General features: G+C 68.1%; 12 protein-coding genes and 1 pseudogene. 6 read left to right on the plus strand and 7 right to left on the minus strand.

Going from position 1 to position 14,319, the window contains the following annotated elements:
* Nucleotides 1-613 precede the first annotated feature (613 nt).
* The gene (locus AC4IJH_RS29960) at nt 614-1,597 is read right to left on the minus strand and encodes an AraC-like ligand-binding domain-containing protein (RefSeq protein ID WP_490855043.1); all 984 of its coding nucleotides are present in this window, start codon (nt 1,595-1,597) and stop codon (nt 614-616) included.
* A 529-nt stretch (nt 1,598-2,126) separates the two neighbouring features.
* Here AC4IJH_RS29960 and AC4IJH_RS29965 point away from each other — a divergent pair.
* Both AC4IJH_RS29965 and AC4IJH_RS29970 read left to right on the plus strand, forming a co-directional pair.
* Nucleotides 2,127-2,861, plus strand: a complete 735-nt coding sequence (locus tag AC4IJH_RS29965) for a class I SAM-dependent methyltransferase (RefSeq protein ID WP_490855044.1) — start codon at nt 2,127-2,129, stop codon at nt 2,859-2,861.
* A gap of 451 nt (nt 2,862-3,312) precedes the next feature.
* On the plus strand, nt 3,313-3,930 hold the full coding sequence (locus AC4IJH_RS29970) for a GNAT family N-acetyltransferase (RefSeq protein ID WP_490855045.1): 618 nt from the start codon (nt 3,313-3,315) through the stop codon (nt 3,928-3,930).
* A 333-nt stretch (nt 3,931-4,263) separates the two neighbouring features.
* Here AC4IJH_RS29970 and AC4IJH_RS29975 read toward each other — a convergent pair whose 3' ends face one another.
* Nucleotides 4,264-4,893 carry a hypothetical protein gene (locus AC4IJH_RS29975; protein ID WP_490855046.1) on the minus strand — a complete coding sequence of 210 codons (630 nt, stop codon included), beginning with the start codon at nt 4,891-4,893 and terminating at the stop codon, nt 4,264-4,266.
* A 336-nt stretch (nt 4,894-5,229) separates the two neighbouring features.
* Here AC4IJH_RS29975 and AC4IJH_RS29980 point away from each other — a divergent pair, with 336 nt between their 5' ends.
* The 3 genes from AC4IJH_RS29980 (at nt 5,230) to AC4IJH_RS29990 (ending at nt 8,670) form a co-directional block, all read left to right on the plus strand.
* Entirely contained in the window at nt 5,230-5,952 is a 723-nt protein-coding gene (locus AC4IJH_RS29980) for a dienelactone hydrolase family protein (protein WP_490855047.1), read from the plus strand.
* 533 nt (nt 5,953-6,485) lie between these two features.
* Nucleotides 6,486-7,046 carry a DinB family protein gene (locus AC4IJH_RS29985; protein WP_490855048.1) on the plus strand — a complete coding sequence of 187 codons (561 nt, stop codon included), beginning with the start codon at nt 6,486-6,488 and terminating at the stop codon, nt 7,044-7,046.
* A gap of 388 nt (nt 7,047-7,434) precedes the next feature.
* A complete protein-coding gene (locus AC4IJH_RS29990; protein WP_490855049.1) occupies nt 7,435-8,670 on the plus strand; it encodes a hypothetical protein in 1,236 nt (411 codons plus the stop codon).
* A gap of 75 nt (nt 8,671-8,745) precedes the next feature.
* On the opposite strand, the pseudogene AC4IJH_RS29995 reads toward AC4IJH_RS29990, so the two are convergent.
* Together AC4IJH_RS29995 and AC4IJH_RS30000 are read right to left on the minus strand one after the other, a co-directional pair.
* A pseudogene (locus tag AC4IJH_RS29995) lies at nt 8,746-9,348 on the minus strand (transposase); the annotation flags it as partial.
* A 140-nt stretch (nt 9,349-9,488) separates the two neighbouring features.
* Nucleotides 9,489-10,754, minus strand: a complete 1,266-nt coding sequence (locus AC4IJH_RS30000) for an MFS transporter (RefSeq protein ID WP_490855050.1) — start codon at nt 10,752-10,754, stop codon at nt 9,489-9,491.
* A 107-nt stretch (nt 10,755-10,861) separates the two neighbouring features.
* Here AC4IJH_RS30000 and AC4IJH_RS30005 point away from each other — a divergent pair, with 107 nt between their 5' ends.
* Complete coding sequence (locus tag AC4IJH_RS30005) at nt 10,862-11,314, plus strand: winged helix-turn-helix transcriptional regulator (protein ID WP_490855051.1); 453 nt, start codon at nt 10,862-10,864, stop codon at nt 11,312-11,314.
* 412 nt (nt 11,315-11,726) lie between these two features.
* On the opposite strand, the gene AC4IJH_RS30010 is transcribed toward AC4IJH_RS30005, so the two are convergent.
* The 3 genes from AC4IJH_RS30010 to AC4IJH_RS30020 form a co-directional block, all read right to left on the minus strand.
* Nucleotides 11,727-12,182, minus strand: coding sequence for a VOC family protein (locus AC4IJH_RS30010; protein ID WP_490855052.1), 456 nt, complete (start codon nt 12,180-12,182; stop codon nt 11,727-11,729).
* Nucleotides 12,183-12,398: 216 nt separating this feature from the next.
* Complete coding sequence (locus AC4IJH_RS30015; protein ID WP_490855053.1) at nt 12,399-13,139, minus strand: class I SAM-dependent methyltransferase; 741 nt, start codon at nt 13,137-13,139, stop codon at nt 12,399-12,401.
* Nucleotides 13,140-13,554: 415 nt separating this feature from the next.
* Nucleotides 13,555-14,244, minus strand: a complete 690-nt coding sequence (locus AC4IJH_RS30020) for a nitroreductase (protein ID WP_490855054.1) — start codon at nt 14,242-14,244, stop codon at nt 13,555-13,557.
* Between the last annotated feature and the right edge of the window lie 75 nt (nt 14,245-14,319).

Consider the following 14,319-nt stretch of genomic DNA (forward strand, 5'->3'; position numbering starts at 1 on the left):
GATCAGGCCGCTACGACGGCCCGACGGAAGTGGTCTTTCACCACCTCTCGATCTACATCGCGCCTCGTGGCGCACAGTTCCCCCGCGAAGAAAATCGTCGCGGACTTGAGGGTTACGTTGACCGCACGCAGACGCTTGATCTCCGCCCGGAGGAGCACTCCGCGCGATGCTCCATCACCAGCCGCACGGCCTGGCTACGGAGCGTTGAGTCAACCTTCCTGGGCATGGTGCCCACCCTCTCTGCTACCTCGCAACGGAGCGGCAGAGAAGCCGGAACGGTTCAGTCTGCGGGCCGGAGCCAGGTCACCGCTGCGGGGACAGCATTGCGCCGAGCGCTAAGAGTGGTGCGTTGGCTGCTAACCATGGATCAGGGGTGCAGCGGCAGCATGGACGTGGTGGCTGGGCAACGGCGTCACGGCCGCCAAGGGTGAGTTCGCCACCTGCCTGACATCGCCCGCCCGGCGCTCTGAACGGGGGTGAGCACCGGGCGGGAATGTCGTCCTTCGCCGTCAGCAGTTCGCCGAAACGACCCAGCCGACGTCCAGGAGGGCCAGTGCATGGCTCTGTGCGATGCGGTGCCATGGGCTGTTGGGGGTGAGGCGAGGTGACGGGGTCAACTTTGGGCATAGCGCTCTGGGCTGGCCTGGCCCTGAAAGACCAGGCCCCGGTAGCTACGAGGTGAGATGCCGTAGGCGCTGCGAAAGGCACGAGAGAAGTCGGCGGGGCGCGCAAAGCCCCATCGGACGGCGATGGCATGGATGGGGCGGGCGCGTAGCAGAGGGTCGGCCAGGTCGTGCCGGGTGCGTTCTAAGCGCTGTTGGCGGATGAACGAGGCAACCGTCGTGCTGCTCTGGGTCTCAAAGAGGTAGTGCAGGGAGCGGGTGGAGATGTGATGGGCGGCGGCGACCCGCTCGGGGGTGAGCTGCGGCTCACCGAGATGTTGGTGAATGAAGCCTTGGACGCGTAAGAACAGGGCGTGGCGGTGATTCTCGGGCGGCAGGGGAACGTCGAGGCGCTGCGCCACGGCGCCGGCGAACAGGTCGACCAGGGCCGTCGACAGGCGGAGGGCGTCCTGGTGGCGGAACTCGTGGGCGCTTGCGGTGAGGTGGGTAAGGAATTGGAAGAGCAGCGCGCCGAACCCCGTATTGCCCGGGATGCACCTTGCCGTGAGCTGGTCGGTCAAGTCGGCGGGGACAGGCATCAGCGCCTTGGGGATCTGTGCGAGGACAACTGCTGCTGACGTGCCCTGAGCTTGGCTCCATGTCCGGTAGGGGCGGGAAGAATCGAAGAGGGTCAGGTCGCCCGGGCTGGTCTTCACTTGGCGGTCGGCCTGCGAGAGACCCGCGGTTCCCCGCAGCGTGAGCGAGAGCTGCAGGTAGTCCGGGTCGTTCTGCCGAATCAGCCTCGGCGTTCTCCGGGTGCCCAGCGAAGGGTAGGTCGTGGACAAGATCTGCACACTTCCGAGTGGCACGATGTTCATCGTGGCCTGGAAGTTGTCCGCGTGTTCACTGGCCATGGTCGAGGGGATCAACGCTGCGGCGCCCTTGTCGTACCACCAGGCAAACCGGTCGCCCTGCGGCAGGTCATCGGTTGTCATGCGTATGGCAATCATTGACTCCCTTTGTTCTGCGGATGGTTGGGGCGTGACTCTTCGCCGTAGGGCAGTGGTGATGGCATAAGACGGCCATTCGCGCAATGCGCTTCCCCTCATAGTGTGGAGATGTCCGCTGCGAGGGAAGCGCAGCCGAGTGTTGTCGACCGGTCGGTCAGCCTGGTGTACCACCGGCCACGCCGTGGATGTGCTCGGACAGCGTCGCGAACGTCACGGGCACGAGATCGAGGGCGACGTCTGGTCCGGTACGCCGCCGACGCACGCTGGGTGCCGTACGGTCTCGCGACCGATGAGCCTGAGGCTGCCGCCCGGTACATCGCCTGTATGCCGGAGATGGAAGTCCTCTTCTCCGCGCGCCACCGGCACCGGCACACCCAACACCGCCATTGTCTGCCCCCGCCCCCTACGCACCGTCAGCTCACCGCACCACCGCCAGAACCGCACCCCACAACCCCACGCACAGTGAGACCATCACCAAACCAGCCCTACCGCCCGACCCGTCCCAGGAGCCCCTGTGACCCAGCAGTACGACGCCATAGCCGCCCACTACGACGCCGCCCTCGAAGCCGTGCGCTTCTACCGCGAGCACGTCGAATACCCCTCGGTCCTCGCCGCCCTCGGCCCCCTCACCGGCCAGAGCGTCCTGGACGTCGGCTGCGGCGACGGCACTTACACCCGCCTCGCCAAACAACACGGCGCCGATCGCGCCACCGGTATCGACGCCTCCCCCGCCATGATCGACCGCGCCCGCCGCGCCGAGGCCCACGACCCCCTCGGCATCGACTACCACATCCACGACGCCGCCGCCCTTCCTGCCCTGGGCACCTTCGACACCGTCATCGCCGCCAGCGTCCTGCACTACGCCGACAGCCACACGACCCTCAGCAGCATGACCACCGCCCTGTTCACGGCGCTCGCCCCTGGCGGCCGCCTGATCGCGCTCGTCGCCAACCCCAACTCCAGCAGGCGCGCCCAGCACGCCAGTGGCTTCCACCTCAACGACCCCCAAAACCCCACCGACACCACCCCCTACACCGCCACCCTCCTCACCACACCACCCACCACCCTCCACCTCTACCACTGGACCCTCCCCACCCTTCAACGCACCCTCGCCACCACCGGATTCACCGACATCGCCAACCCGCCTCTCCACACCCCCACCACCACCGGCCCCCGCTCCACCCGCGCCCATCACTGCAGCGACAACCCCATCAACCTCCTCCTCACCGCCCGCAAACCCACCAACTGACCCAACACCCCAGACATCGACGCACGGGCACCCGCGCCCCTCGCGCACCAGGCGCACACGCCACCGCAGGGCCGCACGCCCGACACCCCACGCCAGGAGGCCACGCGCCCGTACCGCCGCTGCCCCCAGCAGAAACACAGCACCCGGCACTGCAAGGGATAACCGTGGCCGCCAACAACGCCGTTGCAGCGCTTCCGGCAGCCCCTCAGCAGGGGCGGCCGCGCCGATCACGCGCCGAATGTGCTCGGATTCAAGCCAGCTCTGAACCCGGCGGCAGATGCGGTTGCGGTGCCGGGTGTAGTGGAGGGCGGCGGCCCGGGCTACGGCCTCACAGCGGCGTTCCTGACCGACGCGCAATGATGAAACCGGGTAATGCAACCCTCCGAATACCGATGATGGCGGGTGTGAAATGGAGGTGCACCCCCGGCTGTAATCACGGCAAAATGCCGTAATGGGCCACCCCTTGGAAATTCCGCGCTTGGTCGCCGGTGACAGGTTCCTGCACCGTTCCTGGGAGCTCGGCGATCTGCCTCTGGTACGGGAGGCTTCGAGTGATGACTACATCCCATTGATCACGACCGTTCCCGCAACGTACTCGCAGGAGGCGGCAGCAGCCTTCGTCCGGCGGCAGTGGGAACGAGTATCTGTCGGCGGCGGATATCCATTCGTCATCGTACGGATCGAGGACGGGAATCCGCTCGGATCGATCGGTCTGTGGCTCAACGACCTCGGCGAGGGGCGAGCAACTGTGGGGTACTGGCTGGCCGGGTCAGCCCGTGGCCAAGGGGTTGCGATGCAAGCCCTCGGCACGGTTGTCCACTGGGCCTTCAGAGACCTGCAGATTTCTCGTCTCCGGTTGTATGTCGAGCCGTGGAATACCGCCTCAGTGCGAACGGCCGAACGCGTCGGTTTCCGACGTGAGGGCTTGCTCCGCAGTTGGCAGCTGGTAGGCGGAGAACGCCGCGACATGCTCGTGTACTCGATGCTGAGCGTGGATCCGTCCTGGCCGGTCGCCGGCCAGTCCCCCAGGCGGCGCCAGGCCGTGAAGCCAGCGCAACCCACCACCTGACGGGCCACTCCGGTACGCAGCACATAGAGGATGCCCGCCGGCGCGATGCGGTCGGGCATCCGCTGCGGTCGGGTATCCAATGTCGTCCTGCGTGCCGGTGCCGCCGCTCGGGGCACTGTGGCAGCCAGGGGGCCACAGCGGGCCCACAGGTCATCGGGCGCAAGGTCCCCGTTCATTCCCGGAAGTGTGCCGGAAGGCCCTGCACTCACGCAGCCTGGCCGGGATCGCCCCCATACGGTGAGAGGCCGCGGGATACGACTCGGACGAAACCAGCAGATCACCCGGTGGCGCTCATTCAGCGCCGGACGAGGACGGTCATCTGAATCCCTCCAGTCAGCCGATACTCAGCCCAAGCCCCCCACCGATGTCCACGCCCACGAAGATGCCCGCATCATCGCGGGAGACGGCGGGCGGCGGGGAGTCCGGGGCGGTGTCACCGGACTGCAGTGTCCCGAGCACGGCCTGGAGGTATCGCTTGGCAGCGGGCACATTGTGCTCGACCGCCTTCTTGATCTTCATCCCCCTCGACAGACCCACGTCCTTGATGACGGTGTTTTTCACCCAGTACTGCGCCCTTTTGTCCGTGCAGAAGTTCTTTCCGCTGGTGAGCGCCTTGCCTGCGACGCGCATCAGCACCTGCACGTCGGGGTTGTTCGCGAACACGGGCGGCATGGGCACTTGTCGGAGAGCGTCGGCCATTCTGCGGTTGACCGATTCCGGTTTCTTGTCGCACGCAGTCCCGGCCCACTGAACAAGCGCGTCGATTTCCGGCTTCAGCTCCTTCAGAGCGTCGGGCTTCGCCGAGCCCCGGGCTTTTGCGACAGTTGCCCCGGCCGCGGCGTACGCGGCGGGTCGGGGATCGCTGGCCGCGTCGGCCGTACCGGCGAGCGCAACGGACAGTGCGGCGCCGAGGGTACAGACAGTGAGCCCTGCGCCGAGCAGGGACTTGACGGTGTGGTTCATGACCCAGAGGTCCCCACATCCGGGCGCGGGAATGGCGGGCCTTACACAGATCCACCCGCTCAGCTCCACCGCGTTCAGCCCCGCGTGCATCGAGACACTCCACTGCACAGCCTGGGCCTGTAGGCGAGTGGCTCCGTGGTATCCGGCCTCGGAGCCTCCGCGAAAACCCGTTGGCGGAGCACGGCGGCCCCTGCTACTTTTCCGGAGGCCGTGCGAGAGAACGAGGAGGTGGTACCCGTGAACGCAGTATCGACATGGGTGCTCCCCTCCGGGGTCACGGTCGGGCGATAGGTCGTCCGGGAGCGCCGTCTCTGAGCCCTCCCGAAAGGCACGACCGTGCACTTCACTTCTGAACAGCGCCTCGACGACGGCGTCCTCGAGCGCGAATTCACCCTCGGCGAGATCCCCGGCACCCTGTGGAAGCCCGGATCCGCCGCACCGGCCCCGCTGATCCTGATGGCCCACAACAACGGCCTGCCCAAGGGGGCATCCCGGCTGGTGGCCCGGGCCCGGCACTCCGCGGCGCAGGGCTACGCGGTGGCCTCCATCGACGCCGCCGGGTGCGGTGACCGGCCCCGTTCCGCCGCCGACGAGCAGACCCGCGCCGACATCCGCCAGGCGCTACAGGCCGGCGAGCCGGTCGACGAAATCTTCGAGTCATTCATCGGCCCGCTGGTCGACAAGGCGGTCCCGGAATGGCGGACCACCCTGGATGCCCTCCTTGCGCTGCCCGAGATCGGCGGCCCGGTCGGGTACTCGGGATGGATGGCCCTCGGCATTCGCCTCGCGGTGGCCGAGCCGCGCATCGCGGCCGCCGGTTTCTTCGCCGGGGGTTACGTGCCCCACGCCCAGCGCGAGGAGGCCCGGCAGGTCACCATTCCGCTGCTGCTCCTGCTGCAGTGGGACGACGAGGGGAACCCCCGGCAACGGGCCCTGGACCTGTTCGACGCCTTCGGCAGCAAGGAGAAGACGCTGCACGCCAATCTGGGCGGGCATACCGGCACCCCGTGGTTCGAGGCGGAGGACGGGAACCGGTTCTTCGACCGGCACCTGAAGTGAGACCGGGCCGCCAGGCCGGCGGCAGACGGTAGGCGGCGTCGGCCAGGATGCCGTCATCGAGGACAGGCCTCGGCCCTCCTCGATGACGGCGCCCGGCCGATGCGCCAGGATTTACGCGCACATCAGCATGTACACGGCGGCCTGTCAGGCCGGGCCACCGGCCGAGTGCCTGGCACCGGCTCGGCCCCGTACGCCCGGGCCGCGAGACCGGCGGCGTAGTCGACGTCCTCGCGCACCGCGGGCCGGGGCCATGCCCCACAGGTCCTCGGCGACGTCGGCAAGAGTCGTCTCGGCAGCAAGCAACGTACGCCCGGCCAGGCACTGCGGCGAAGCCGTCCGCCCCGGCGCCATCCGGGCCGTCCGCGGCCTCAGCGCCAAGACCTACACGCGTTCATCGCCTGCCGGAACGACCGTGCATGCCCCTTCTTCCGGACCAGAACCGCCGACCAGATCCTCAAGGATGCCCACCGTGAAGAACGCTGCAGACGCGGGGCACTAGCGATCTCCAGCCCTCACGGACGAACATGGCACACATGAGTGGCCAACCCGCACGATGGAGCCAGGCGACCGTCTTCCCCGACATGTGGGTTGACCCGGACGACGATCCCCGCAACACCGCGGGACCCAGTCCGGACGGCGAGCTTGCGACGCTGCAGGACTTCCTGACGGACTACCGCACGACCCTGCGGATGAAGTGCGAGGGCCTCAATCCGGAGCAACTGGCCCGTCGTTCGGTTCCGCCGTCGACGATGTCCCTGCTCGGCCTGCTGCGGCACCTCGCCGAGGTGGAACGGGACTGGCGCAATTGGATCAGCGACGGTGATCCGCTGCCGAAGCTGTACGGCGCGCGTGACGCGGACTTCGACGGAGCTGTGGCCGAACAGGCCGTGGTCGACGCCGCGTACGCCGATCTGGAGCGCGAACAGGCCGCACTGGACGCCGCCATGGCCGAGCACCCGGATCTGGGCGAGCGTCTGGGCAAGGACGGGACCACAGTTCGGGAGCTGATGGTGCACGGGATCGAGGAGTACGCCCGTCATTGCGGGCACGCCGACCTGCTGCGCGAGTGCATCGACGGGCGGGTGGGCCAGTGACGAGAGTCGCCGGTACGCCCGCCGCCAACGGCGCATGCAGGACCGCGGTGAACGACAGTTCACCTCGGCAGCCCCTTGGTTAAGCGCGCTGGTCAGAGCGCCGTATCGAACGCCGTGACGAGGCGGCCGCTACCGCTCCAGCACCATGCACCGGCTGTGGCCCACCCTGTTCGGTGGCATACAGGTCCGTCAGGGGGACGGAACCGGTCCAGCGCCCGTGCGCGCCAGGGGCGGAATAAGCCTCTCCAAGATCATTCTTGGCCAGTTCCCGGCTCCCGCCACCACCCCCGTGGCCGCTACGTTCACCCCTTGACCGAACACACACGACCAGGGGGAAAGGGCAACAATGCGCCCCACAAGACCCGTAAACCGCATAGGCAGAGCGCTCATGGCCTGTGCTGCCTCGGCCGCTGTAGCCACCGTGGGCCTCGCCGCCTCACCGGCCGCGGCCGCACCTGCCAAGTCCGCCACCACCACGCAGGTCAAGCCCGGCGACGCCTGCACGGCGGCTGACCTCGGCACACGCCACCCGTACATCAAGACCACCGAAGTGTCCCCGACGATCACCCACTTCAAGGGCTGGTACGTCACCGAGGGCACGACCGGAACCCAGACCGTCACCACCAGCACCCAGGCGACCATCTCGGTCTCCGTCGGCCTCAACGGCAATGTCGAGGGCGGTTTCGCCGTCGAGACCCTCGGCAAGGTCGGCGCGAGCCTGGGTCTGAACGTGAAGGTCGACTACACCTCCACCAACACCGAGTCGAATGCGGTCGCGTGGAACTTCAACCAGCCCGGCTACTACGGCGCCTACAAGGGCACCAAGAAGGTCACCGGTACGTACGGAAGCCTGAACTGCAACCGCGTCCAACAGGGCGACGGCAGTTGGACGCTGAAGTGGATCGAGGGGCCCGACGGCGGCAACTTCACCACCTACACCACCCTTGAGGAAGGCGCGGTGCGCTGCCAGGACACGGTGCCCGCAGGCAGCATCATGGCCAAGGCACAAGGCCTCCTCGACTGCGGCTCGTCCGCCGCGAAGGCCGAGCACCCGGCGGGTGCGGTGGCGCCGACGGCGAAGCAGAAGCGGGACCGTCTCGCGCAGCGCCCGGCTCTCACCAGCGGCACATCCACCGGGCAGCCCGAGGTCACCGGGCGTAGCGCGCGGGCCGCTCTCGACTGCCAGGCCGAGGTCTACAAGATCGCCGTACCCGGCAAGCCCCTGTCCTGGGGTGCGCCGCTCCTGGCGGACGACGGTGTCCGCCTGCGGCCCTCGTCGATCTTCAGCGCCCACCTGGACAACTGGCGCCTGTGCAACGTGACGGAGCGCAACGGGGTCCTCGAGGCGTCCCTGTGGAACTGGGGCAACGGCGGGTGCGCGACCATCGCCGCGCAGAATGCGGCCACTGACCGGGCGGTCCTGAAGACGGTCTCCTGCGCGGAGGACGACCTCCAGCGGTTCTACATCTACCGCGACGTACCCGGCAGCTCGAAGATCGGTGTGCAGAACAAGTACACCGGTTCCATGATGGGCCACGACCGGTACGCGGACGGGGAGTTCATCCGCCAGTACTCCAGCGGCAGGCAGGATGGTACGGGTACGTACACCCTGATCAGAGTCTGACGGCCCACACCCCGGGAGCGGCCCCGCGCGTGAACCCCCGACTTGCCGGTTCCGTGCGGGGCCCTCCGCGTCCCTACTCCAGTGGGTCAGCCGCGGGTGGACCCGGTCCCACGCCTGAGCTTCGGCCTTGCCGTAGTTCACGGTGTCGGTGGCCGTGGTGATCGCCGGTTCGGGCCAGGTCTCGGGCTTGGCGAAGCGAACCTCCGGACCGTGCTTGGGCGGACGCCCGCCCTTGGGATCGTGGACGCGAGGCGGCTTCGGCAGTCGCATCACCCGGTCCGAGCGGATCCGCCCGACCAGTTCGGCGGGAAGATCCCGCAGCACCCAGGCCAGGCGGGTGACGTCATGGCCGGCATCCATGACGATCGTGATGTCCAGGTCCCCGGGCTGCCACCGGCCGGCCGCGACAAGCCGCTCGCCCCCGGCCCTCAGCTGGGCAGCGGTGACCGCGGTCCGTCCGCGGTTGAGAGCTCCGTACAACGCTCCGTGCCCACGGCGGTGTCCGGGCACCAGTGTCAGATCCCCCGGCGAGAGGACCGGGCCGTCCACGCAGAGCAGCGCGTCGGCGAGTTCGAACAGCTCATCCCGCCGGGCGGACCAGCACGCGGAGAACTGGCCCCGCAGGCGTGACGCCGCCACGAACGCTTCGCGCCGGACCTCGCGGCACCCCACACCCATGACAACGGCCTTCGGTTGATCCCGAATCCCTGTGACGGAGCACAGGATCAAGCGAAGGCCGCCCTCACGTCCGGCGCATGCCCAGGTGAGCGAAGCAGTTCGAGTCACCTTTCAAGACCGGAAGAAGAAAGAGAGCAAGCTCAGGCCTCGCTGCGGGAGGTCACCGTGGCAGCGGGATCCGGGGGGCTGTGTCGGGTGATCGCCCACAGCACGAGCCCGAGGCAGCTGAACGCGGCACCCAGCGCGCATACCGCGCCCCAGCCGGCCACCGTGTAGAGGGAGGTCGCGGCGATGGCGCCGGTGGCGCTGCCGATGGAGTAGAAGACCATGTATCCGCCGATCAGGCGGCTGCCCGCGTCCGGGTGCAGCGCGTAGATCAGGGTCTGGTTGGTGACATGGACCGCCTGCACAGCGAGGTCGAGAAGGATCACCCCGGCGATCAGGGCCCAGAGCGAGCTGCGGGTGAAGGCCAAGGGCAGCCACGAGGCGGCGAGCAGTGCCAGGGCGATGCCGGTGGTCCGCCGGGAGAGTCCGCGGTCGTTCAGGCGGCCCGCCACGGTCGCGGCCAGGGCGCCGGCGGCGCCGATCAGCCCCAGCGCTCCGATCGCGCTGTGGGACCAGAAGTACGGGGCCTCGCTGAGCGGCAGCGCGATGCTGCTCCACAGGGTGCTGAAGGACGCGAAGATCAGCAGACCGAACAGGGCCCGGAGCCGCAGCAGTCGTTCCCGTGCGAACAGGGTGATCGTGGAGCGCAGGAGCTGCCCGTAGCACAGGGTGGTCGGCGCAGCGTCACTGTGGCGCGGCAGCACTCGGTACAGGACCAGGGCGAGCAGGGCGGTGAGCGCCGCCGAGGCGAGGTAGACCGAGCGCCAGCCCGCGAGATCGGCTATGAGGCCGGATGCGGTGCGGGCGAGCAGGATGCCGATGACCACGCCGCTGGTGACCAGTCCGACGACGCGTCCGCGCCCGGCGGCAGGGGCCAGTGATGCCGCGAAGGCCACCAGCGTCTGCGTGACGACGGCGAGGAGCCCCGTGGCGGCCATGCCCGCGAGCAGGATCGCCGCCGTGCGGGCGGCGGCTACCACGGCCAGGGCCGCCACCAGGAGCAGCAACTGGGCCACGATCAGCCGTCTGCGGTTGGTCACGTCGCCCAGCGGCACGAGGAAGAAGAGTCCCAGCCCGTATCCGACTTGCGTGAGGGTGACCACGCTGCCGACCAGTGCCGGGCTCATGGCGAGGTCGTGGCCCATGGTCACCAGGAGTGGCTGGGAGAAGTAGACGTTGGCCACCGCGGCCCCGCAGGCGACGGCGAACAGTACGACGACGCCGCGGGACAGGACGAACGCGGGCCCTTCCCCGTTGTGGGCCTCGGTCCGTCGTGTCACGGCCTCACCGTTTCCAGGCATCAGCACTCCTCCACATATCTGGTTTCATCTTGCCACCAATAGCGACGGCGACGGTAGCCGTTTTTGGTAGCATGTTGCAACCGTCGTGAGAGTGAGTGAGGGACGCCATGGTGACCAGGACGCGTTTCGACGACAGCGATTGCCCCGTCGCCCGGTCGGTGGACGCGATCGGCGACTGGTGGTCCCTGCTGATCGTGCGGGACGCCTTCGACGGAAGCCGACGCTTCGGGGAGTTCCAGCGCAGCCTCGGCGTAGCGAAGAACATCCTCACCGCGCGCCTGCGCACCCTGGTCGCCGGCGGCGTCCTCGAGTCCGTCCCCGCCTCGGACGGCAGCGCCTACCGCGAGTACGTACTGACTCCGAAGGGCAAAGCGCTCTTCCCCGTCATCGTGGCACTGCGACAGTGGGGCGAACAGAACTTCTTCGAACCCGGCGAGCCACACTCACAGTTGGTCGACCGCCGGAAGGGCCATCGCCTGCGCGCACTGGAAGTGCTGTCCGCGGACGGGCGACGACTGGACCCCGAGGACACCACTGTCCATAAGATCCCCACCCAGTAATCCAGGCCGGAGACCCAGCGTCGGCACACCGCGCTCTGCCGGTGTTTCCGAGGCGGATGGGACGAACGGCGTCAAGGGTTACGGCGCGTACCGCGGACAGCGTCCCAGGCCACCGGCTGGTCACCTCGCGCATCGCCTTGTGCCGACCGGGGTTTGGGCCGGTGCCTACCGCTCGGAAGGACTGACGGAGCACACGTCCTCAGCCGGTGCCCGATCGCTGAGGCGCGGGGCCGGGCACCGACGCCGCTGCGATATCGAGGCAGGCGGCCGGGTTGAGGCTCACCTCGCCGTACGGTCGTACAGGGGACCAGAACAGCGGGGTCAGGCCACGCTGATCGGCGGGGGTGAGCAAGTCGGCCCACTTCGGCTCAAGTTCCGGACACCGTTCGAGGCCGCACCGCGCGACGAGACCTCAGCTTCTGGACGTCTCGTCAATGGCGGGCATCGGCTTCCCGCCCGGATGCCACCCGCTGAGGAAGCCGGCCTGCCTGCCGACGTCAACGAGTTCGATCCGTGCACCGATGCTGTCCATCCGGTGGTAGGCGAACGGACGGCCATAGGGACAGCCGGAGAATTCCACGGGCATGCCCTCTTCTTCCAAACGCCGGGAACCTTGCCGCACATCGCTGGTCCAGAAGCCGATGTGATCGAACCTGGCTCCCTTGGATGCGTCCCAGGGACTGCCTGACGGCCCTTCAATGAGCTCGATGAACGGCGGCCCGCCTGCGGTGAAGACGATGCGGTAGTCCCACTCACCAAGCCGGTCGGACACAGGATCGCTCCACTCAACCCCGGCCGACCGCTGAAAGTCCTGCATCGCCCGCTCGATGTCCGGGACCACGAAACACACATGGTAAAAGGCAGTCATCCACCCATGATCGAGCACATCACCCCAGAGGCCCAGAGATTAAATGCCAAGCTGAGACTCTGCGCCCAACCTGCCCACTTCTTCTGCCCGCTGCATGAAAACAGCGAAACAGGCGAGCGACGAGGACCGAGCCTGTCACCCCGCATCACCAAGAACGACGCAGGCGACCGCGGTGGGCCTGCCCGACGGGGCCAGGAATCACTTCAGTGTTGCGCTTCACAGGCGCTCAGCAGCCGCAATCAAGAAGTTGGGCAGGTGGACGTAGCTTTCGATGCCAGGTGTGGCGCCCTGTGCTTCCCGCGCCGTGTCGGGATCGAGCCCGGGCTCGGCGAGTTCGTGCAGTCGGCACCCGAGAGCGGCGAGTTCGTTGAGGTAGGCAGAGATCGGGCGGTGGAAATCGGGCGCGTAGGTCTGGGTGATCGCGTACTCCTCCAGGTAGCGGTGCAGGCGGTACTCGCCGTGTTCGCGCCATGTCGCCAGCAGCTGTTCGAAGGCCGGGTGGTTGACGGAGAAGACGAACAGTCCGCCGCGACGCAGAGCCTTCACACACGCCAGCATCGCCCGCTTCCAGTCCGGGACGGCCGACAACACCATGCTGCAGACCACGGCGTCGAACGGGTCGCCGAGATCTCGCAGCCGGGTCAGGTCGGCCTGGACGTACTCGATGCCCTGCCGGAGAGCATGTTCCTTCTCCTGGGCGTAGGTGAACATCCCGTCGGTGGGTTCGACGCCGATGACATGAGCTCCGCGGACAGCGAGCATGCGGCTGAAGTAGCCGTGTCCGCATCCCACATCCAGGATGCGGCGCCCCCGCACCTCGCCCAGCAGGCGCAGCAACACCGGATTGACCAGGTGGCGCTTGGCGAAGTCACCGTCAGGTTCCATGGCCTCCATCGCCTCGCGAGGGATGCTGTCCCACTGCTGGATCACGGCGTCGTTCGTCGGTGGCGTGGTCACCGTACGGAGCCTAGTCCGGCCGGTACGGGCTTCGCCCCGGGTAATGATCTCCGCGGCCTGACCACCACCCGCTGCGCGCCGCACCTCTGACTGCGCATCCGCTGCGGGCGCCGGGCCGCGCACCAAATGTGCGCACGGCAGGGGTGCGCCTCCTGATACGTGTTCGGCACTGGGCCGAGAGCCGTGCGGGGCGTACAAGCGTGTTCGTTGCTCCAGCTGATCCGCCGGTCGCTGTGGAGCGGTGCGAGCTTGCTGATCGATTCGGCAGGAGGGGGCGGCACGACATCCCATCGTCGCACCGCCCGATCGCAACTGCCGGGGCCAAAGGGCTGCCGGGAACTGCGACGTCGCCATGACCGGATCCGATATCGCGGGCGTCTTTCGCCGGTCCGCCCGGTGGCCCAGGCGCAACTGCCTAGTGGTGGAAGGTCGTGACCGCGTCGAGCGCGGCCCGCTCGGTCGTGACGCGGTTCACCGGCGCGGCCTCGTCGGCGTAGCCGAAGGAAATGCCCACGAGCAGCTTTCCTCCGGTGATGCCGAGTTCGGCGCGGACTGTGTCGGCATAGAAGCTCAGCAGCCCCTGCGGGCAACTCGCGACGCCGTACGCGGCCATCGCCAGGAGCAGCGTCTGCATGTAGGCACCGACATCCGCTGCCAGCCGGGTCCCGCCGTCACCGGTGACGAACAGGAATGCGGCGTGCGGCGCGCCGTAGAAGCGCAGGCTCTTCGCGTTGTAAGCCGCCCGCGCCGTGTGATCGTCAGAGTCGATGCCCAGTGCTCCGTACAGTTCGGCACCGAACGCTGCCCGGCGCGCCTGGTGCTCCTGCGCGTACATGTCCTCGGAATACGGGAAGTCGGCCGAGGTGCGGTGTGCGGCGTGGGCCGCCTGCAGGGCATTCGCCAGGCGCTCGCGCGTCGCTCCGCTCACCACCTCCACCTGCCACGGCTGCGTATTGGAGTTGGACGGCGCGGCGCCGGCCAACGAGAAGATCGCGCGCATCGTGTCCTCGGGCACGGCATCCGGGCGGAAGGCACGGGTCGCGTGGCGGCCGCGTATCAGCTTCTCCGCGCAGCCGCTCAGCTCGGTGGGGACCAACGGACTCATGGGGCACTCCTCGACGACAGCCTAAGTAAACGCATTCGTTTACCTAACGGGACCCTAGCAAGTCGCCCCCCGCGA

Source organism: Streptomyces sp. UF-297, from assembly GCF_058245575.1.